The organism is Sphingomonas sp. OK281 (assembly GCF_900115295.1).
GTDB lineage: Bacteria > Pseudomonadota > Alphaproteobacteria > Sphingomonadales > Sphingomonadaceae > Sphingomonas.
Genome location: NZ_FOVZ01000004.1, coordinates 435037 through 453070, shown reverse-complemented (window position 1 = coordinate 453070; position 18034 = coordinate 435037). Strand labels below are relative to the sequence as shown.

General features: G+C 66.8%; 20 protein-coding genes. 10 read left to right on the top strand and 10 right to left on the bottom strand.

The features are described from left to right. Nucleotides 1-195: 195 nt before the first annotated feature. Together BM244_RS16340 and BM244_RS16335 are read left to right on the top strand one after the other, a co-directional pair. Entirely contained in the window at nucleotides 196-708 is a 513-nt protein-coding gene (locus BM244_RS16340; protein ID WP_093399957.1) for a GAF domain-containing protein, read from the top strand. Continuing rightward, complete coding sequence (locus tag BM244_RS16335) at nucleotides 705-2759, top strand: putative bifunctional diguanylate cyclase/phosphodiesterase (protein WP_093399956.1); 2055 nt, start codon at nucleotides 705-707, stop codon at nucleotides 2757-2759. Before BM244_RS16340 ends, BM244_RS16335 begins: the two co-directional genes overlap by 4 nt. Nucleotides 2760-3053: 294 nt before the next feature. Here the strand turns inward: BM244_RS16335 and BM244_RS16330 are convergent, their stop codons facing one another. From BM244_RS16330 to BM244_RS16320, 3 genes are read right to left on the bottom strand one after another with little or no spacing between them, the layout of a single operon-like run. Continuing rightward, a complete protein-coding gene (locus tag BM244_RS16330; protein WP_093399955.1) occupies nucleotides 3054-3695 on the bottom strand; it encodes a heme exporter protein CcmB in 642 nt (213 codons plus the stop codon). A 34-nt stretch (nucleotides 3696-3729) separates the two neighbouring features. Further along, complete coding sequence (gene ccmA, locus BM244_RS16325) at nucleotides 3730-4302, bottom strand: heme ABC exporter ATP-binding protein CcmA (protein WP_302847293.1); 573 nt, start codon at nucleotides 4300-4302, stop codon at nucleotides 3730-3732. After that, on the bottom strand, nucleotides 4299-4733 hold the full coding sequence (locus tag BM244_RS16320; protein ID WP_093400077.1) for a metallopeptidase family protein: 435 nt from the start codon (nucleotides 4731-4733) through the stop codon (nucleotides 4299-4301). Before BM244_RS16320 ends, ccmA begins: the two co-directional genes overlap by 4 nt. A gap of 48 nt (nucleotides 4734-4781) precedes the next feature. Between BM244_RS16320 and BM244_RS16315 the strand changes: the two genes are divergently transcribed. After that, a complete protein-coding gene (locus BM244_RS16315; protein ID WP_093399953.1) occupies nucleotides 4782-5078 on the top strand; it encodes a 4a-hydroxytetrahydrobiopterin dehydratase in 297 nt (98 codons plus the stop codon). Nucleotides 5079-5207: 129 nt separating this feature from the next. Here the strand turns inward: BM244_RS16315 and BM244_RS16310 are convergent, their stop codons facing one another. Continuing rightward, nucleotides 5208-5999, bottom strand: a complete 792-nt coding sequence (locus BM244_RS16310) for an SDR family oxidoreductase (RefSeq protein WP_093399952.1) — start codon at nucleotides 5997-5999, stop codon at nucleotides 5208-5210. Nucleotides 6000-6047: 48 nt separating this feature from the next. Here BM244_RS16310 and BM244_RS16305 point away from each other — a divergent pair, with 48 nt between their 5' ends. Both BM244_RS16305 and BM244_RS16300 read left to right on the top strand, forming a co-directional pair. Continuing rightward, nucleotides 6048-6821 carry an ATP-binding cassette domain-containing protein gene (locus BM244_RS16305; protein WP_093400076.1) on the top strand — a complete coding sequence of 258 codons (774 nt, stop codon included), beginning with the start codon at nucleotides 6048-6050 and terminating at the stop codon, nucleotides 6819-6821. Next, on the top strand, nucleotides 6818-8359 hold the full coding sequence (locus BM244_RS16300; RefSeq protein ID WP_093399951.1) for an ABC transporter permease/substrate-binding protein: 1542 nt from the start codon (nucleotides 6818-6820) through the stop codon (nucleotides 8357-8359). The genes BM244_RS16305 and BM244_RS16300 overlap by 4 nt, the downstream gene beginning before the upstream one ends. A gap of 110 nt (nucleotides 8360-8469) precedes the next feature. Here BM244_RS16300 and BM244_RS16295 read toward each other — a convergent pair whose 3' ends face one another. Continuing rightward, on the bottom strand, nucleotides 8470-9111 hold the full coding sequence (locus BM244_RS16295; RefSeq protein ID WP_093399950.1) for a TlpA family protein disulfide reductase: 642 nt from the start codon (nucleotides 9109-9111) through the stop codon (nucleotides 8470-8472). Between BM244_RS16295 and argH the strand changes: the two genes are divergently transcribed. Genes argH through BM244_RS16270 form a run of 5 tightly spaced genes read left to right on the top strand, consistent with a single transcriptional unit; the run spans nucleotide 9110 to nucleotide 13743 of the window. Further along, nucleotides 9110-10510 (top strand): argininosuccinate lyase, encoded by a 1401-nt coding sequence (gene argH, locus BM244_RS16290; RefSeq protein ID WP_254784490.1) that lies wholly within the window; start codon nucleotides 9110-9112, stop codon nucleotides 10508-10510. The genes BM244_RS16295 and argH overlap by 2 nt on opposite strands. After that, the gene (locus BM244_RS16285) at nucleotides 10507-10749 is read left to right on the top strand and encodes a hypothetical protein (protein ID WP_093399949.1); all 243 of its coding nucleotides are present in this window, start codon (nucleotides 10507-10509) and stop codon (nucleotides 10747-10749) included. Before argH ends, BM244_RS16285 begins: the two co-directional genes overlap by 4 nt. Before the next feature lie 11 nt (nucleotides 10750-10760). After that, complete coding sequence (gene lysA / locus BM244_RS16280; RefSeq protein WP_093399948.1) at nucleotides 10761-12023, top strand: diaminopimelate decarboxylase; 1263 nt, start codon at nucleotides 10761-10763, stop codon at nucleotides 12021-12023. Then, nucleotides 12008-12793 carry a precorrin-2 dehydrogenase/sirohydrochlorin ferrochelatase family protein gene (locus BM244_RS16275; protein WP_254784489.1) on the top strand — a complete coding sequence of 262 codons (786 nt, stop codon included), beginning with the start codon at nucleotides 12008-12010 and terminating at the stop codon, nucleotides 12791-12793. The genes lysA and BM244_RS16275 overlap by 16 nt, the downstream gene beginning before the upstream one ends. After that, nucleotides 12790-13743 carry a zinc transporter ZntB gene (locus BM244_RS16270; protein WP_093399947.1) on the top strand — a complete coding sequence of 318 codons (954 nt, stop codon included), beginning with the start codon at nucleotides 12790-12792 and terminating at the stop codon, nucleotides 13741-13743. Before BM244_RS16275 ends, BM244_RS16270 begins: the two co-directional genes overlap by 4 nt. Before the next feature lie 3 nt (nucleotides 13744-13746). Here the strand turns inward: BM244_RS16270 and BM244_RS16265 are convergent, their stop codons facing one another. From BM244_RS16265 to fliQ, 5 genes are all read right to left on the bottom strand, one after another. After that, nucleotides 13747-14145: a flagellar export chaperone FliS gene (locus BM244_RS16265; protein ID WP_175518238.1), complete on the bottom strand. Its 399-nt coding sequence runs from the start codon at nucleotides 14143-14145 to the stop codon at nucleotides 13747-13749. Further along, nucleotides 14142-15665, bottom strand: coding sequence for a flagellar filament capping protein FliD (fliD, locus tag BM244_RS16260; protein ID WP_093399945.1), 1524 nt, complete (start codon nucleotides 15663-15665; stop codon nucleotides 14142-14144). Before fliD ends, BM244_RS16265 begins: the two co-directional genes overlap by 4 nt. A 55-nt stretch (nucleotides 15666-15720) precedes the next feature. Continuing rightward, nucleotides 15721-16863, bottom strand: coding sequence for a flagellar type III secretion system protein FlhB (flhB, locus tag BM244_RS16255; RefSeq protein WP_093399944.1), 1143 nt, complete (start codon nucleotides 16861-16863; stop codon nucleotides 15721-15723). After that, on the bottom strand, nucleotides 16863-17582 hold the full coding sequence (gene fliR / locus BM244_RS16250; RefSeq protein ID WP_254784511.1) for a flagellar biosynthetic protein FliR: 720 nt from the start codon (nucleotides 17580-17582) through the stop codon (nucleotides 16863-16865). The genes flhB and fliR overlap by 1 nt, the downstream gene beginning before the upstream one ends. Nucleotides 17583-17763: 181 nt before the next feature. Beyond that, the gene (fliQ, locus tag BM244_RS16245) at nucleotides 17764-18033 is read right to left on the bottom strand and encodes a flagellar biosynthesis protein FliQ (RefSeq protein ID WP_055874447.1); all 270 of its coding nucleotides are present in this window, start codon (nucleotides 18031-18033) and stop codon (nucleotides 17764-17766) included. Nucleotide 18034: the final 1 nt, after the last annotated feature.

Here is an 18034-nt window from a genome sequence, read left to right as displayed (position 1 = left end):
GGGTGGGCGGTCGAGGCGCGAAATCTACTGCGACAGATCGGGCGGGTTGATCGGGATGCCGTGAGCGCACGCGGGGAACACTGGCCTCACCCCGCACGCCTCTCGCAAGACGCTGGTTCCGCCAGGATCTGATTACCAATCCTAAATGGTTTTATTGGATAGATCCTGGGCAACTACCGCCATGGTGACCCGTCGATGCTCAAGAACCTCTTTCAAGAGCGCCGACGCTCTCACGCCGTCAAGCGGCTTGGTGTCCTCGACACGCTGCCCGAGCCCGCGTTCGACCGTTTCGTGAATCAGGCGGCTCTGGCCTTTGACGCGCCTATCGCGCTGTTGTCGCTGATCCATAGCGACGATCAGTGGTTCAAGGCGACGATCGGCCTCGCATTGACCTGCATTCCGCGGGACAGCGGTTTTTGCGGGTTCGCGCTCGACCAGGGCGGTGTTCTGGAATGCTGCGATCCAGAAACCGATGCGCGCTTCGCTCAGCTCGGGGTGGTGACGGGAGATCCGTTCATCCGGTACTATATCGGTGCTCCGCTCAGGATGTTGAATGGTGTCGACGTCGGCGCGCTCTGCGTGCTGGACACGGTAAAGCGGTCGCCGTCCTCTGCCGATCAACGGGCCTATCTTCTCGGCTTGGCGCGGCAGGCGTCGATGGCGCTCGAAGCGCGTGGCGACCTCTGGCGGGAAGGGGCCGCGGCATGATGCGGGTCGCACTTTGCATTACGCAGGACCATGACCTGCGGCTCGTGATGGTCGCGCTTGCCGTCTGTCTGATCGGCTCGGCCGCCACGGTGCAGTTGTTCGGCCGCATCCGATCGGCGTCGGGATATAGTCGGCTGGGCTGGGTTCTGCTGACGGCGGTCAGCACCGGGACGATGGTCTGGTCGACGCATTTCGTGGCGATGATGGCGTTCCGCACGCAGGCGCCGGTGATACTCGATCCCATCCTGACCCTCGCGTCTCTGCTTTTGGCCATCGCCGTCGCGGCGCCGGGGCTCGCGCTGGCTGCAGCGCGGCGACGCTGGGCCGGGATCGCGGGGGGCGCCGTCATCGGCGTGGCCGTGTCGGCGATGCACTATCTCGGCATGTCTGCCTACCGGATCGACGGGATCGTCACCTGGGACTGGCAATACGTCATTGCGTCGATCGTCCTGTCGTCGGCGTTCTCTGCTGCCGCGTTTCACAGCCTGAGACGAGCTGGCCGATGGCGGCGGATCCGCGCCGGCGGCCTGTTGGGCTTGAGCGTGGCTGCGCTGCATTTCACCGGCATGGCCGCGATGAACATCGCCGTCCTGCAACTCGGCGACGGCCTGTCGGACGGAACGCTGTCGGCGCTGGGCGTGACGACCGCGATCGCGGCGCTCCTCGTGGTCGGATGCGCCGCGCTCAGCGCGCTGATCGACGGCCATAGCCAGGACGAGTCCTATCGCCGCCTCAGGCGCATGGCGCTGCACGACGGTTTGACGGACCTGCCGAACCGCATGAGCTTCAATGAGGAACTCGGCCGCAGGCTCGGATTGAAAGGCGGACGTCCTTGCATGGCGGTGGTCATGATGGACCTGTCGCGTTTCAAGGCGGTCAACGATACCTACGGACATCAGGCAGGCGACCAGGTCCTGATGGCACTGTCGGCTCGGCTCGTCGAAGTCCAGCGTCCGGCCGAACTTGTCGCTCGCCTTGGCGGCGACGAGTTCGCCGCGCTGATCTCGTATGACACGCCGACGGACTTGACCGATTTCCTCGATCGGCTGCGCGCCAGCTTCGTCGCCCCCTTCGCGTTCGAACGGTTCACCGCCTCGGTGGGCGCGAACATCGGCGTGGCGCTGGCCGTCCACGACGGACTCGACGCCGATACGCTTCTCGCCAAGGCGGATCTGGCCATGTACCGCGCAAAATCGCTGCACTCGGACGAGCCTTGTTACTACCAGGCCGAGATGGATGACGCCGTTCGCGATCGGCGCGAGCTTGCCAGCGATCTGCGCGCCGCAGTCGCTGCCGGCGCGTTCGAACTTCACTACCAGGTCCAGGCATCCGTCGCGACCGGCGAGATCACCGGGTACGAAGCGCTGATCCGCTGGCACCATCCGACGCGAGGAACGATCTCGCCGGCGATGTTCATTCCGTTGGCGGAGGAAAGCGGACAGATCGTGCCGCTGAGTATCTGGGTCCTTCGCCAGGCCTGTTTCGAGGCGGCTCTGTGGACCAATCGCCATATCGTCGCGGTCAACCTGTCACCCCTTCACCTGTCGGATCCGCAGTTGGTCGAGACGGTGCGGTCGGCGCTCGAGGATAGCGGTCTGCCGGTCGAGCGACTGTCGCTGGAGCTGACGGAAAGCGCCATCATCCACGACCGCGACTTTGCCTTGAACCAGCTGCGTCAGCTGAAAGCGATGGGCGTTGCACTGGCGCTCGACGACTTCGGGGTGGGATATTCTTCGCTGGACGTCCTGCGATCGTTCCCCTTCGACCGGATCAAGCTGGATGCGTCGTTCGTCGCCGAGATCGAGCATAGTGAGCAGGCCGTCGCCATCCTCAGGTCCGTCACCGCGCTCGGTTCCAGCCTGGACATGCCCGTCCTGGCAGAAGGGATCGAGCAGCCAGCGCAATTATCGATTGTCGCGCGTGAAGGATGTGGTTCGATCCAGGGATATCTGATCGGCAAACCGTCGCGAAGCTTGGCGAACCCAGAACAGGTGCGACGGGCGATGCTGCTGACCCCCCGAGAGGTGGGGACGGAACCCGCCTTCGGCTGAGCGCTGCCCGACGCTGGATCTTGGCCGACCATGACTGTCGTGTCGGGCCGCACCGCGCCCGTTTCCGCTGCGCTCCGGTCGGCAGTTCTTCAAGGCCGAAGTCGGTCTTGGCGTCCGCGAGACGCCGCTGGATACGTCGTTCTGCGCCTAGGCAATTCTCGAGGAAGACTTTCTCCTGGTTCCGGACGCGACGAAGGATCCGCGCTTCGCCCGCAATCCACTGGTGACCGAGGAGCCTTGCGAACGATTGTACGGCACCGGTAACGATACGGGAACCACGGTCTGCCGAAAGCCTCAGTCCATTGACGCGCGGATCGCGGCGGCGGCGACGAAGGGGGCGCCGGCGATCAGGAGGAGGCTGACCGCGGCGAGCAGCTTGATCGCGCCGGCGCTACCGGCCGGGTCCAGCGAGCCGGCGCCGAAGATGAGCAGAGGAACGGCGAGGGGCAGCATCACCAGGCCACTCACCGCGCCGCCGCCGCGGACGCCGGCGACTAGCGCGCTGGTGACGACGGCGAGCGCCGCAAGGCCGGGCGTGCCGATCGCGAGGCCGATCTCGACGCGCAGCAGCATGTCGCCGGACAGGCCGAGCAACCCCGCCGCGACGATCGCGGCGAGCATCAGCGGGGGCCCGAAGCTCAGCCAGTGCGCGACCGTCTTTGCAGCGGCAACGAGCGTCATCGATCGGCCGCGGACCGCGAGCTGATCGAATATTCCTGCGTCGAGATCGGGGCCGATCAGGCGCTCGACCGGGAGCAGGGCTGCGAGGAGCGCCGCGGTCCAGATCACGCCGCCGCCGATCTTTGCAAGAAGCGCCGCGTCGGGCCCGATCGCGAACGGGAACAGCGTGGCGACGAGCAGGAAGAAGCCGACGACGAGCGTCGCGCCGCCGCTGGACAAGCTGTGGCGGAGATCGCGGCGGATGAGCGCGATCACGGCGTGCTCCTCATGGTCGTCACGCTCTTGGCCCTCACAGGGCGATCTCCAGCGCATCCGGCATGGCAAGCGGGAGGTGCGTGGCGACGAGCGCGATACCACCTTCGGTCCGGTGCTGGGCGATCAAGGCCTCGAGCCGCGTGATCGAGTGTGTGTCGAGCCCATTGGCGGGCTCGTCGAGCAGCCAGACCACGGCCTTGCTGGCGGCGACGCGCGCGATCGCGGCACGGCGGCGCTGGCCGGTGGAGAGAAGGCGGACGGGGATATCGGCCAGCGCCCCGAGATCGAGCGCCTCCAACGCGGCGGCAACGCGCGCGCCGGGATCGACGGTACGGTCGAGACTGGCCCAGAAGCGGAGCGCGGCGGCCAGGGTCCGGTCCGTGTCGAGCGCGCTGGCTTCGGTGAGCAACGCCTTGTCCGTGTCGCAGGTCACCGCACCGTCGAACGGCGGCAACAGGCCTGCGGCGACGCGGATCAGGCTCGACTTGCCGATGCCGTTAGGGCCCGTGACGACCGCTGCGTCGCCAGGACCGAGACCGAACGACACGCCCGAGAACAGCATTCGCCCACCGCGCACGCAGGCGACGTCGCGAAACGCGAGACTCACGTGGCCGGATCTTCCGCGCTGTCCTCGGCGGCGTCTTCCAGCGCGTGCATGTCGTCGTCGCTCAGGCCGAAATGATGGCCGATCTCGTGGGTCGTCACATGCGCGACGAGATCGTCGAGGCGCACGCCGGTCTCGATCCATTCCTCCAGGATCGCGCGCCGGTAAAGGACGATGCGGTCGGGCATCGCGCCTGAGTCCATCGACGATTTCTCGCCGAGCGGGCGGCCATGATACAGACCCGACAGGTCCAGCGGGTGTTCGATGCCCAGCGCCGCCAGCGTCTCGTCGTCGGCATACTCCTCGACCACGAAGACGATATCGCCGAGATGCTCCGCGAACTGCGCCGGCAGCCTGGCGATCGTCGCCCGCGCGATCGCCTCGATCGCATCCGCGTCGGGGGCCTCCCCGGATATTGTTGCTTGCCCGCTCATGCCGCCAGCCATACGCGTCGGCGAACTGTGGCGGCAAGGGAGAGCCCGATGATCGAAGCGCTGAACGAGACCGAACGGGCCGAGGCCCTCGATGGCCTCGACGAGTGGGATTACGACGACGCGCGCGACGCGATCACGCGGACGATCGTGTTTGCCGATTTCGTCGAGGCGTTCGGCTTCATGACGCAGGTCGCGCTGATTGCCGAGCGTGCGAACCACCATCCGGAGTGGAAGAACGTGTGGAATCGCGTCGAAATCCTGCTGACGACGCACGACGCCGGGGGCCTCTCGTCGCGGGATATCGAGATGGCCGAAGCGATCGACGCGATCGTCGGCGACGCCTGAAATCTTCTGTCTCGCCCCTCCCTGAAAGGGAGGGGTTGGGGGTGGGTAGGCCGGCTTGAGCCACCAAAGGTCCGGGTATGCGGAAGCCGACCCACCCCCTGACCCCTCCCTTGCAGGGAGGGGGGATGTTCAGCCCTTCCGCATATCCCGCCGCATCCGCTTGCGCAGCGCACCCGGCATCCACCGCGCGGCGAACGCCATCCGGTGCGCGGTCTTGCCCACGAACGTGTGCACCTTGTCGCCATGCACCGCAGCCCAGGCTGCCTCCGCAACCTTGTCCACGCCGGTCAGTTCCAGTCCTGCGCCCGTCACCGTCTCGCGGATCGAGTGGTTGCTGTTCCCCGCCGCGGAATCGAGCAGCGGCGTGTCGATGAAGCTCGGCACGATCGAGCGCACCTTGATGCCGTCTGCCGCCCATTCGCCATCGAGCGCCTCGGTGATCGCGCGCACTCCGAACTTGGTCGCGGAATAAGGCGCGAGCCCCGCCGAGCCATAGATCGCCGACGCCGACGCGGTGTTGAGCAGGCACGATCCCGGCGTCCGCTTCAGATACGCATGGCCGATCCGCGCCCCGTTCAGCGCGCCGACCAGGTTGATCGCGATCACCCGGTCGATCTCGGCGAAGTCGGTCTCCGCGAGCGGTCCGCCCGATCCGATCCCGGCATTGTTGAACAGCACGTCGAGTCGCCCGCCGGTGGTCGCGACGAACGCATCGAGCGACGCCACCCACGCATCGCGGTCGCGCACGTCCATCTGGTAGGTGCTGACCATCCCCGCGGGCAGCAGCGCGGCGGTCTCGGCAAGCCCTGCGACGTTGACGTCGGCGAGCCCGACGCGCCAGCCTTTCCGCGCGAACAGTATCGCGGTCGCGCGGCCGATCCCCGATCCGCCGCCGGTGATGAAAATGCCCTGCTGGCTCATACCCTCTCCATTTGATTTTCCGGTATGTTTCCCGCATCCTGCGCGCAGATGCCAGACAATTCCCCAGCGCTCGCTTTCGAACGCGTCACCAAGAGATACCCAGGCGCTGGGGGCACGACGATCGCCGTCGACGCGGTCTCGCTGGAGATCGCACCCGGCAGTTTCGTCGCGCTCGTCGGCACGTCCGGTTCGGGCAAGTCGACGCTGCTGAAGACGCTCAACCGCCTGGTCGAGCCGAGCGAAGGCCGCGTGACGATCGACGGTGCCGACGTCGCCGACGAGCCCGCCCCAGAACTCCGCCGCCGGATCGGCTACGTCTTCCAGAATATCGGCCTGTTCCCGCACATGACGATCGCCGAGAACATCGCGATCGGCCTGCGCATCGCCGGCCGCACGGACAAGGCGAAGGTCGGCGAACTGCTCGACCTCGTCGACTTGCCCCGCGACATTGCGGGCCGCATGCCCGATGCGCTCTCGGGTGGTCAGCGCCAGCGTGTCGGGATCGCGCGTGCGCTCGCACCCGGCGCGAAACTGCTGCTGCTCGACGAGGCGTTCGGCGCGCTCGACCCGGTCACGCGCGATGCGCTCGGCACGCGGATCCGCGAACTCCACGACCGGCTCGGGCTGACCACGATCCTCGTCACGCACGACATGGCCGAGGCGCTGCTGCTGGCCGACCGCGTGCTGGTGATGAAGGCGGGACGGATCGTCGCCGACGCCACGCCCGCCGACCTCGTCGCCGGCAAGGGTGGCGACGACGCACAGGCGCTGGTGCAGGTGCCGCGCGCGCAGGCCGAACGCCTCCAGGCGCTAGTCGCATGAGCGCGTTCCTCGACGCGCTCGGCCGCGTGCCGCCGCTGCTCGCCAACCACGTCCTTCTGTCCGCGGCGGCGCTACTGCTCGGCATCGCGATCAGTCTGCCGCTCGGCATCTGGTCCGCGCGCAACGCGACCGTGGCGCGCGTGTCGCTCGGTTTCGCGAGCCTCGTCCAGACGATCCCGAGCCTCGCGCTGCTCGCCTTGTTCTACCCGCTGCTGCTCAGCCTCTCCGCGCTGGTCGGCGGCGGCATCCCCGCGCTCGGCTTCCTCCCTTCGCTGATCGCGCTCACGTTGTATGCCCTCCTCCCGATCCTGCGGAATGCGGTCGCGGGACTGCACGGCATAGATCCCGCGGTGATCCAGGCGGCGGACGCGGTCGGCATGACTCCCGCGCAGAAACTACGGCTGGTCGAGGCACCTTTGGTCGCCCCCGTACTGATCGCCGGCATCCGCACCGCGGCGGTCTGGACGATCGGCGCAGCGACGCTGTCGACGACGGTCGGTCAGCCGAGCCTCGGTGACATGATCTTCGCCGGTCTGCAGACGCAGAACTGGGCGCTGGTGCTCGCCGGCTGCGTCTCGGCGGCGGCGCTCGCGCTGGCGGTGGACGCGCTGATCGGCGCGATCGAATACGGCATCCGCGCGCGCCGCCGCTGGCTGTGGATCGCGAGCGCGGTGGTGCTGGTGTTGGGCACCGCGGCCGCGACGGCACCGCTCTGGCCCAAGGGTGGCGCGGACCGCACGGTCGTCGTGGTCGGCGCGAAGAACTTCTCCGAGCAATACATCCTCGCGCGGCTGATCGGCGACCGGCTCGAACAGGCCGGCTATACCGTCGAATACCGCGACGGCCTCGGCTCGGCGGTCGTGTTCGGCGCGCTCTCCGGCGGCGATATCGACGTCTATGTCGATTACGCCGGGACGATCTGGGCGAACGAGATGAAGCGCAACGACGTCCCAGAACGCCCGGCGATGGTCGCCGCGATCGCCGACTGGGCAAGGCGCGAGCATCACGTCGGCCTGGTCGGGTCGCTCGGGTTCGAGAACGCCTATGCCTTCGCGATGAAGGGCAACGCGGCAAAGGCCAAGGGCATCGCCAGCCTCGACGATCTAGTGAAGGCCGCGCCCTCCCTGACGCTAGGCAGCGATCTCGAATTCCTCGAACGTCCCGAATGGGCCGCGGTGAAGCGCTCCTATCCGCTCCGCTTCGCCAAGACGACGCCGTACAGCCCGACCTTCATGTACCGTGCGCTGGAAAGCGGCAACGCCGACGTGATCTCGGCCTTCTCGTCGGATGGGCGGATCGCGGCGGATGGGCTGACCGTGCTGACCGATCCGCGGCGGGCGATCCCCAGCTACGACGCGATCCTGATGGTCGCCCCGAAGCGGGCAGGGGACGCGAAGTTCGTCGCCACCCTGAAGCCGCTAGTCGGGCGCATCCCGGTCGAGGCGATGCGCGCGGCGAACTACCGCGTGGACCGCGATACGGATAAGCAGACGCCCGAGGCCGCGGCAACGTGGCTAGCGAATCGGATCGGTCGCTAGCTGCGGCCGTCTGACCGGGTGTACCGGGCGGCAATCTGTCCTAGGGTATGGTGCCGGTCCGCCATCAACCTTTGGCTCGTCACCAAGGCGGGCCGGTACCCCGTAGCGGGTTACGACGCTTCGGCGATCAGTTTGGCGGCGGCCGGCGTGTTCCATTCATACCCGCCGGTCATCCGCCACACTTCCTTGCCCGCCGAATCGTACAGGATCGTGGTCGGCAGGTTCGCCTGGTAGGCGAGGCTCAGGCCAAGCTTCGGATCGAGATAGGGTCGCAACGTCGAGAATGTCTTCGCGGCGAAGAACGGCGTCACCTTCTCTGCGCCCTGCATGTCCTGGCTGACCGCGATGACCTGAACCTTGCCAGCGAGCGACTTCGCTGCGGCGTCGAGCGTCGGCATCTCGGCTACACAAGGCGCACACCAGGTCGCCCACAGGTTCAGCAGCAGCGGCTTGCCCTTGAACGAGGCGAGCGTCACCGGCTTGCCGTCGGGCGCGGTGAAGGCGACCGCCGGCCCGGTCTCGCCCTTGTGGCTGCGGTCCAGCTTTTTCGCACTGGCGGCCGGACCGGTCGCTTCGTCGGGCGCAGGGCCGGACGCGACCTCGTCGGCGGACACGGCATTCGCCGCGACGACGTTTGCTTGCTCCGGCGCGGGCGATTTCCTATCGCAGCCGGCAACCAGCAGGCCCATCCCCATCACGGCGGCGATCGGCCCAGACTTTAACAGCGAATTGAACACAGGATTCGAGAACATGGACGGTTCCAATTCGATGTGGGGTGGGCGGTTCGCCGAGGGGCCGGCAGCGGTCATGCGCGAGATAAACGCCTCCATTCCCTTCGACAAGCGCCTCTGGCAGCAGGATATTGCCGGCTCGAAGGCGCATGTCGCGATGCTTGGCCAGCAGGGCATCGTTTCGGCGGAGGACGCCGCGACGATTTCGGCGGGCCTCGACACGGTCGCGGCGCATTATGCCGAGCACGGCGTCGAGGAGGATCTCGTCCTCGAGGACATCCACATGCAGACCGAGGCGCGACTGGCCGACGCGATCGGGCCGGTCGCTGGGCGACTGCATACCGCGCGCTCACGCAACGATCAGGTCGCGACCGATTTCCGGCTGTGGGTGCGCGATGCGATCGATCAGGCGCTGGCGGCGCTCGCCGGGTTCCGGGCGGCGCTTCTCGCGCGGGCTGAAGAGCATGCGGCGAGCGTTATGCCGGGCTTTACGCACTTGCAGTCGGCGCAGCCGGTGACGCTGGGGCATCACCTGATGGCCTATCACGCAATGATTTCGCGCGACGTCGGGCGGTTCGCTGATGCCCGCGCAAGGATGAACCGATCGCCGCTGGGCTCGGCTGCGTTGGCGGGAACGGGCTTTCCGATCGACCGCGCGATGACCGCCGAGGCGCTAGGCTTCGACGGGCCGATGACGAACTCGCTCGACGGTGTCAGCGACCGTGATTTCGCGATCGAATACCTGACTGCCGCGACGCAGACCTCGCTGCACCTCTCGCGGCTTGCCGAAGAGTTCGTGTTGTGGGCGTCGCAGCCGTTCGGCTTCGTGGCGCTGAGTGATCAATGGTCGACGGGCAGCTCGATCATGCCGCAGAAGCGCAATCCCGATGCCGCCGAGCTGGTGCGCGGGCACTCGGGCCGCATCCTCGGCTGCATGACCGCGCTGATGGTGACGATGAAGGGCCTGCCGCTCGCCTATTCGAAGGACATGCAGGACGACAAGCCGCCGGTGTTCGAGGCGCACGACCTGCTCGCGCTGTCGATCGCCGCGATGACCGGGATGGTCGAGAGCGCGACGTTCCGCACCGATCGGATGCGCGGGCTGGCCGAGAGCGGCTTTGCGACCGCGACCGATCTCGCCGACTGGCTGGTGCGGGAGGCGGGGCTGCCGTTCCGCGAGGCGCATCATGTTACGGGACGTGCCGTCAAACTGGCGGAGGAGCGCAAGGTGGCGCTGGATGCGCTGCCGATCGAGGATCTGAAGGCAATCGATGCACGGATCGACGAACGCGTGTACGGCGTGCTTTCGGTCGATGCGTCGGTCGCCAGCCGGACCAGCTTCGGTGGCACCGCGCCCGACAATGTACGCGCTGCGATCCGTGCGGCGCGTGCCGAGACGGCGGGGGGAGAAACGGCATGAAACGGCTTTTTGGCATCGTGGGATTGGCGCTGGCCCTGTCGGGTTGTGGCGCGGCGGACGGCCTCGTCCCTGCGGAGGGCAAGACGCTCCCGGTCGCGCCCTATGGTGCGAAAACGCCGCCGACACCCGCGGAACTGCTGACCCCCACCACGCAGCAACGCCCGCAGCGCAGCGACGAGCTGCTCACCACGTCCCAGCCGCGCCGCAGCGACGAGTTCGACCTGCCGCCGCCGAATTGAAGACCTGAACCATGGATCATTTCGCCTATCGTGACGGGGTCATGCACGCCGAGGACGTCGCCCTGCCGGCGATCGCCGAAGCCGTCGGCACGCCCGTCTACGTCTACTCGACCGCTACCTTCCGCCGTCACGCGCAGGTGTTCCGCGACGCGCTGAAGGGCGCCGGACGCGTCCATCTGGCCTATGCGATCAAGGCAAACCCCAACGTCGCGGTGCTGCGCGTGCTGGCCGACGAGGGCTACGGCGCCGATGTGGTTTCGGCCGGCGAGATGCAGCGCGCGCTGGCGGCGGGCATCCCGGCGTCGGACATCGTGTTCTCGGGCGTCGGCAAGACGCGGCGCGAATTGGCGCAGGCGCTCGACGCGGGGATCGGCCAGTTCAATCTCGAGCTGGAGGAGGAAGGCGAAGTCCTCGCCGCGCTTGCCCACGCTCGCGGCGAACGCGCGCCGGCGGTGCTGCGCGTGAACCCCGACGTCGATGCTGGCACGCACGCAAAGATCTCGACCGGGCGCAAGGAGAACAAGTTCGGCGTCGCGATCGACCAGGCTGTGGCGATGTTCGACCGCCTGTCGAAGCACGATGGCCTCGACCTGCGCGGCGTGGCGATCCACATCGGCAGCCAGCTCGCCGATCTTGCGCCGCTGGAGGCCGCCTATGCGCGGATCGGCGAGCTGGTCGCAGAGCTGCGCAATGCGGGGCACACGATCAGCCGCGTTGATCTCGGTGGCGGTCTCGGCGTGCCGTACAAGCCTGGCGACGTGCTGCCGAGCCCAGCGGATTATGGCGCGATGGTCGCACGCGCGACCGCCGACTGGGACGTCGAACTCATGTTCGAGCCCGGTCGCGTGATCGCGGGCAATGCCGGTGTGCTTCTGACTGAAGTGATCTGGGTAAAGCCGGGCGTGGTAAACCCATACGTGATCGTCGATGCGGCGATGAACGACCTCGCGCGCGTCGCGATGTACGACGCGTATCACGATTTCGTCGCGGTCGCGCCGACCGGCGATCGGATGACCGCCAACATTGCCGGGCCGGTGTGCGAGACCGGCGATACCTTCGCGATGGGCCGCGATATCGACGCGGTGAAGTCGGGCGATCTCGGCATCTTCCGTACCGCCGGGGCGTACGGCGCGACGATGGCGTCGACCTACAACAGCCGCGCGCTGGTGCCCGAGGTGCTGGTCGACGGCGACCGGTTCGCGGTGGTCGCCGACCGCATCCACCCGGAGACGATCCTGGCCGCCGAGCGCGTGCCCGAATGGCTCAAGCGGTGATACTCCAGAGCCTGCCGCTGTTCGTGAGGCTGGCAGGGCGCCCGGTGATCCTGCTGGGCGAGGGCGAGGCGGCGGATGCGAAGCGGCGGTTGCTCGATCGCGCGGGGGCTGACGTCGTCGGCGAAGATGCTAGCGCTTCGCTCGCGATCGTCGCGATCGACGACGAGGACGAAGCGCTGGCGGCGGTCGCGCGGCTGAAGGCGCGTGGCATCCTCGTCAACGCGGTCGACCGCTCGGCGCTGTGTGACTTTACGCTGCCGGCGATCGTCGACCGCGCCCCGGTGCTGATCGCGATCGGCACCAGCGGGGTGTCGGCCGGCTTGGCGGCGGCATTGCGCCAGCGCCTAGAGGCGCTGATCCCCGCCGATCTCGGCAAGCTGGCACTGGCATTGCAGGCTGCGCGGGGGGCCTTGCGCCAGCGCTGGCCCGATATGGGGGAGCGTCGCCGTGCGCTGGCTACGGCGATGGGGGCGGGCGGCATGCTCGATCCGCTATCGCCGACGCATGACGTGGACGCATGGCTGACCCCAACCGCCGAGTTCTCTGGAAAGCGGGACGTAGCGATAACCCTCGTTCTGCTTTCCGACGATCCCGAGGACCTGACGCTACGCCAGGCGCGCGCGCTCGCCAGCGCCGACCGGGTCTATCACGGCCCTGACGTCCCCGCGGCGATCCTAGACCGGGCGCGAGCCGATGCCGCCCGGCTGTGCGCGGCGATGCCCGCCGATCCCGGCACCGGCCTGTCGGTCGAAGTCGAGCTGGCACGATGAGCGGTTTCGCCTTCCGGATCGTCGATGGGAAAGCGACCCGCGTCGACGTCAAGGAAGCGCTCACCTGCACCGCCGACCTCGTCTGGGTGCATTTGTCGACCACCGCCGAGCATGCACAGACCTGGCTCCGCGACGAGGCCAAGCTGCTCGACTATGTCGTCGACGCGCTGACCGCGACCGAGACCCGGCCGCGCTGCGAGGCTGTCGGCGACGGCGCGTTCCTCAATCTGCGTGGGCGATCGAAGGAGGAACTCGACACCTCCGACCTGCTCGCCTCGGTGCGGATATGGGCGGTGAAGGGCCGCGTCTATTCGGTCACGCGCAAGCCGCTGATCGCGGTCGCCGAGGTGGAGAAGATGGTCGAGCGCCACGAGGTGCGCGATCCGGGCGACCTGATCGCCGCGTTCGCCACCGCGATCACCACCGATCTCGATCCCGATGTGGCGACGCTCGGCGACGAGCTCGACGATTGCGAGGAACAGCTCGACGCCAACCGCGTGTTCGAACTGCGCCGCGCGGTCAGCAAGGTGCGTGTCGCGGCGATCGGCTACAAACGCTTCCTCAGCCCGCAACGCGCGGCGCTCGAGAAGCTGGCGGCACTACCCGGCGACTGGCTGGCCGACGACGACCGGCTGCATCTGGCGGCGGCGGCGGACCGCGCCGCGCGGATGGCGGAGGAGCTGGAATCGATCCGCGAGCGCTCGGCGCTGATCCACGAGACCCTGACGGACCTGCGCGCCGAACAGATCGACAACCGCTCGCTGATCATCTCGATCGCGGCGATGGTGTTCCTGCCGCTGACGTTCCTGACCGGCCTGTACGGCATGAACGTGAAGGGCCTGCCCTATGCCGAGGAGCCGTGGGCGTTCGATGCGATCGCCGGCGCATGTCTGGTGATCGCGGTCGGTGTCGTTGCGTATTTCTCGATGCGACACTGGTTCAAGCGGTAGAGCCTACGCGGCGCTGGCGGTCCGCCAGGCCTGCGCGATCTCGTCGAGCATGTCCGCGGAATCGCGGAATGGCTGCGGATCGTGGCCTAGTGAGGCGTTGACGATGGTCTTGCGCGCGCCGCCATACAGTCGGGCGAGCGTTTCCGAGACCTGCCCGCCTTTGTCGAAGTCGAGCCCTGCTTCAAGTGCGAACAGAATGGCGGTAGCCCGCGTGATCCGGTCACTCTTGACGGAGAATTGCCGCTTCTCGCAGGCCCATGCCGCAGCACGCAAAGCCGCGACAAGCTCCTTGTAGAGAAGTTGTACCAAAGCCGGGCCGGTGGCCGCTGCGGTATGGCCGACCGCATCGATCTGGCGATAGGTTGCGAACGGATCGCGCATGAGAGTTGAGGCGTAGGTCACGAGTCGCTCTTGTTCCACTGCGCGATCTGACCGGTCAGAAACGTCTGTGTCGATTTGTAGGCGGAGAGGCGCGAATTCAGGCTGGAATATTGCTGTGTCAGGCGGGTCGTCATCTGCGCGGACTGGTCGGTGACCTTGTCTTGCTGCTTGGCGATCTCGCTTGCCGCTGCAGTGTAGCGCGCGGTCGATGCGCCGAGACCGGTGACGATGCTCGTCGCGCTGGTGGTGAGTGCGCTCAGGGTTGCCGACAAGCTGAGCACATTGCTGCTCGAAGGCGCGAACATCGCCTCGATCGTGTCGGGATAGGCGGTAATCTGCCGTGCGAGCAATGTGCTGTCGAGACGCAGCGTACCGTCGGTGTTCGTCGCGACGCCGATCTCGGCTAACGTACGAGGAATTCCCGATACCGCACCGCCGACCAGCGCCTTCGACGTCAGTGCTTTCAATGACCGGAGCAGCGACGCCGCAGCAGGGTCCGACCGCAGGCTGCCGGTCTTCGGATCGGTCTGTTCAGTGATCGCTGCGAGAACCTGGTTGTAAGTCTCGACCACGTCGCTGACCGCCTGCGACAAGGCTGCGGTGGGCGTCGAACTGGTGAGGGAGACCGGGGCGGGGGATGTTGCATTCAGTTGCAGTTTCACCCCGTCGATCAGGTCACTGATCGTGTTGCTAGCCCGCTCAACACCAATCCCATCGACCGTCAGTTGGGCGTTCTGCGCCTCAGAGATGGTGTTCGTAGCATTCGAGCCAAGGCCGATATCGAGTGCGTGGCCTTTTTCGCTGGTCATCGTGAACGCTTGTGCATCACCCGTCGCACCCTTGACGGATAGATAGGCACCGCCCGCCGCATCGGTCACGATCGAGGCGGTAACGCCGGTCTTCTGATCGTTGATCGCAGCGGCGATCGCATCGAGGCTGCCGGCGCCAACGCCGAAAGTGTAGGATTTCCCCGAGATGCCCCCGTCCCAGACGGCGCCTTCGGTGCCGGCCGCGACCGGCTTTTTATCGGCATCGACATATGTCTTAGTGCCGATCGTCAGCGTCAGCGGCCCGGTGTCCAACGCGGTCGTACGATTCGCAAAGGGGGACTTGGTGCTCGCGGCCTGCGCCGTTGCCAGACGGTTCACCGTGACGCTCGCCGATAAATTCGCGAGTTTTGCGCCAGACAACGCCGTGGCGGACAGCGTCCCAGGGCTGGAGCTGAGGGGTTGCGTCTGCAGCGAGCCACTTTTGACTAGCGTGTCGAGTGCGCTCGAAAAGCCCGTGATCGTGCTCTTGATCGTGCTGATCCCGGAAATCTGTGTGGTAAGCGTGTCGTTCTGCGTCTTCAGCGTGGCTGTGCGCGCTGCGAACTGCGCCGCTACCAACGCAGGCACCAACGTCCCGGTATCGACACCGGAATTGGCATTCAGGCCCGTCAGCAACGCCTGCGTCGCGGTATTTACCGCGCTCTGTGCGGAAGGCGTTGGCGTGGGTGTAGGGGTCGGCGTAGCCGTCGTGCTGGTGGTCGATGTTACCATGGCAAAGTTCCTGCACGTGCGCTTGTCTGTAAGAACGGCCGTGCGCCGGCGATGTTTAGACCTGTTTCATACCGTTTTCGTCGAACCGCGCATCCTTCGGCACGGTGACGAAGGGTTGAACCCCGCCGGCCGTACCGCCCGCCGCCGCGTTAAGCCCGAAGACGAACGCCAGCACGGTCGCGATCGCCGTGTACAAGTCGTCGCGGACCTCCTGCCCCTCCTTGCTCGTGTAATAGACCGCACGCGCGAGCGTCGGATATTCGAGGATCGGAACGCGGCCTTCGCCAGCCAGCTCGCGGATCGCCAGCGCGGTTGCGCCGCGCCCCTTGGCGACCACCACCGGCACCTGATCCTTGCCGCGATCATAGCGCAGCGCCACCGCGAAGTGCGTCGGATTGGTCAGCACGACATGCGCCTCCGCAACGGATTTGCGTAAGCCCCCGCTCGCCATTGCCCGCATCTTGGCGCGCATCTGGCCCTTCGCCTCGCCATTGCCTTCGGTCGACTTATGCTCGTCCTTCACCTCCTGCTTCGACATCCGCATCTTGCCCAGGCGGCGGATGATCTGGATCGGCAGGTCGATGCCGGCGATCGCACACAGCCCGAACGCCATCGCGATCAGGATGCCCTTGAAGATCCCGCCCAGCGTCGACAGCGCCTGGTTGAGATCGGCGGATGACGCGAGGCCCATCGTCGAATGCGCGGCGTTCCACAGCATCCAGCCGCCGATCGTGCCAAGCAGGATCACCTTCAGCAACGACTTGCCGAGTTCGATCCAGCCGTTTGCGCCGAAGATGCGCTTGAGGCCAGCGGCCGGATCGACGCGGCTGTATTTGGGCGCGAGCAGACCGCCGTTGAAACCTAGCGACCCGAGCCCCGCCTGGCTCAGGATAGCGGCGCCGATGCTGACGATGAACAAGGTTATGAGTGATGGCGCGAGCTTGCCGCCGGCTTCCATCAGCGGGCGCCACGGCGAGAAGTCCTCGACGTCGGCGTGCGTGAACTGGAAGCTAGAGCTCATGATCGCCTTGCACGCGGTGATCAGCGTCGGGCCGGCGTAGATCAGCCAGGCAACGCCGGCGAGCATGCTCAAAGCGGTGGCGAAGTCGCGAGACTTGAGGATGTCGCCCTTCTCGACCGCATCCTTCTTGCGCTTGGCGGTTGGTGCTTCTGTCTTTTCGCCCGAATCCTCAGACATCAGCCGAGCACCAGGTTTTCGGTGGCGGCGAGGCCTTCGCGGACGATGACGAGCATATAGTCGCCCATCGTCGGGAACGCGATCGCCAGCGTGACGACGCCGACCGCGAGGCTGGCGGGGAGGCCGACCGCGAACAGGTTGAGCGAGGGCGCGGCGCGGCTCAGCATGCCGACGACGATGTTGAGGCAGAGCAGCAGGAAGCCGACCGGGAGTGCGAGCAGCAGGCCGGCGAGAAACGCGTAACCGCCGAAGAACGCAATCGCCTTCAACCGCTCGACGCCGATCCACGCGGCGCCAGGGGGGAGCACGTCATAGCTCTTCACGAGCAGATCGATCAGGATCAGGTGGCCGTCGACCGACAGGAACAACAGTGTCAGCATGATCGAGAAGAACTGGCCGAGGGCAGGGGAGGACTTGCCGTTCTGCGGGTCGATCGAGGAGGCGAAGCCGAGCCCCATCGCGCCGCCGATGACTTCGGCCGCGATCATCGGCGCGGCGAACGCGATCTGGAGGACGAAGCCGAGCGCGAGGCCGACAAGGGCTTCGGCGGCGGCGGAGAGGATCGTGGAAACCGCAAAGATGTTCTGCGGCGGCACGATCGGATGCGCGGCAAGCACGAGGAACCCGATCGCGCCCGACAGCGTGATGCGCACGGTCAGCGGGACCGACACGGACCCGAACACCGGCGCGGCGATGAACGTCGCACCAATGCGAATCATGACGAAGATCAGCGCCCAAAGCTGTGGCTCGATCGAGAGCCCGAAGCCTAGCACTGCAAAATCCCCCTCCCGCTTGCGGGAGGGGTCGGGGGAGGGCGCGACGTACGTACCGGCGTCCGGCCCATGAGGCACGCCCCTCCCCCAATCCCTCCCGCAAGCGGGAGGGGAGCAGCAGGCGCGCTCACTTCACGAGATCCGGAATACGCTCGAAGATCCCGATCGTGAAATCGCTTAGCAGGCCTAAAATCAGGCTCCCGAAGATCAGGATTGACACCGCGACCACCACCAGCTTCGGCACGAACGACAGCGTCTGCTCGTTGATCGACGTCGCCGCCTGAATCATCCCGAGGATCAGCCCGGCCAGCAGCGCCGGGATCAGGATCGGCGCACTCGCGAGCGCCAGCACCCACATCGTCTGATTGGCGACGGTCAGGAAATATTGCGCGTCCATG

What these genes read in the sequence shown, in the direction of transcription:
- BM244_RS16340 (WP_093399957.1), top strand. Translation starts at nt 196, where the DNA reads ATGCTCAAGAACCTCTTTCAAGAGCGCCGACGCTCTCACGCCGTCAAG.
- BM244_RS16335 (WP_093399956.1), top strand. Translation starts at nt 705, where the DNA reads ATGATGCGGGTCGCACTTTGCATTACGCAGGACCATGACCTGCGGCTC.
- BM244_RS16320 (WP_093400077.1), bottom strand. Translation starts at nt 4,733, where the DNA reads ATGAGCGGGCAAGCAACAATATCCGGGGAGGCCCCCGACGCGGATGCG.
- BM244_RS16315 (WP_093399953.1), top strand. Translation starts at nt 4,782, where the DNA reads ATGATCGAAGCGCTGAACGAGACCGAACGGGCCGAGGCCCTCGATGGC.
- BM244_RS16310 (WP_093399952.1), bottom strand. Translation starts at nt 5,999, where the DNA reads ATGAGCCAGCAGGGCATTTTCATCACCGGCGGCGGATCGGGGATCGGC.
- BM244_RS16305 (WP_093400076.1), top strand. Translation starts at nt 6,048, where the DNA reads ATGCCAGACAATTCCCCAGCGCTCGCTTTCGAACGCGTCACCAAGAGA.
- BM244_RS16300 (WP_093399951.1), top strand. Translation starts at nt 6,818, where the DNA reads ATGAGCGCGTTCCTCGACGCGCTCGGCCGCGTGCCGCCGCTGCTCGCC.
- argH (WP_254784490.1), top strand. Translation starts at nt 9,110, where the DNA reads ATGGACGGTTCCAATTCGATGTGGGGTGGGCGGTTCGCCGAGGGGCCG.
- BM244_RS16295 (WP_093399950.1), bottom strand. Translation starts at nt 9,111, where the DNA reads ATGTTCTCGAATCCTGTGTTCAATTCGCTGTTAAAGTCTGGGCCGATC.
- BM244_RS16285 (WP_093399949.1), top strand. Translation starts at nt 10,507, where the DNA reads ATGAAACGGCTTTTTGGCATCGTGGGATTGGCGCTGGCCCTGTCGGGT.
- lysA (WP_093399948.1), top strand. Translation starts at nt 10,761, where the DNA reads ATGGATCATTTCGCCTATCGTGACGGGGTCATGCACGCCGAGGACGTC.
- BM244_RS16275 (WP_254784489.1), top strand. Translation starts at nt 12,008, where the DNA reads ATGGCTCAAGCGGTGATACTCCAGAGCCTGCCGCTGTTCGTGAGGCTG.
- BM244_RS16270 (WP_093399947.1), top strand. Translation starts at nt 12,790, where the DNA reads ATGAGCGGTTTCGCCTTCCGGATCGTCGATGGGAAAGCGACCCGCGTC.
- fliD (WP_093399945.1), bottom strand. Translation starts at nt 15,665, where the DNA reads ATGGTAACATCGACCACCAGCACGACGGCTACGCCGACCCCTACACCC.
- flhB (WP_093399944.1), bottom strand. Translation starts at nt 16,863, where the DNA reads ATGTCTGAGGATTCGGGCGAAAAGACAGAAGCACCAACCGCCAAGCGC.
- fliR (WP_254784511.1), bottom strand. Translation starts at nt 17,582, where the DNA reads ATGATTCGCATTGGTGCGACGTTCATCGCCGCGCCGGTGTTCGGGTCC.
- fliQ (WP_055874447.1), bottom strand. Translation starts at nt 18,033, where the DNA reads ATGGACGCGCAATATTTCCTGACCGTCGCCAATCAGACGATGTGGGTG.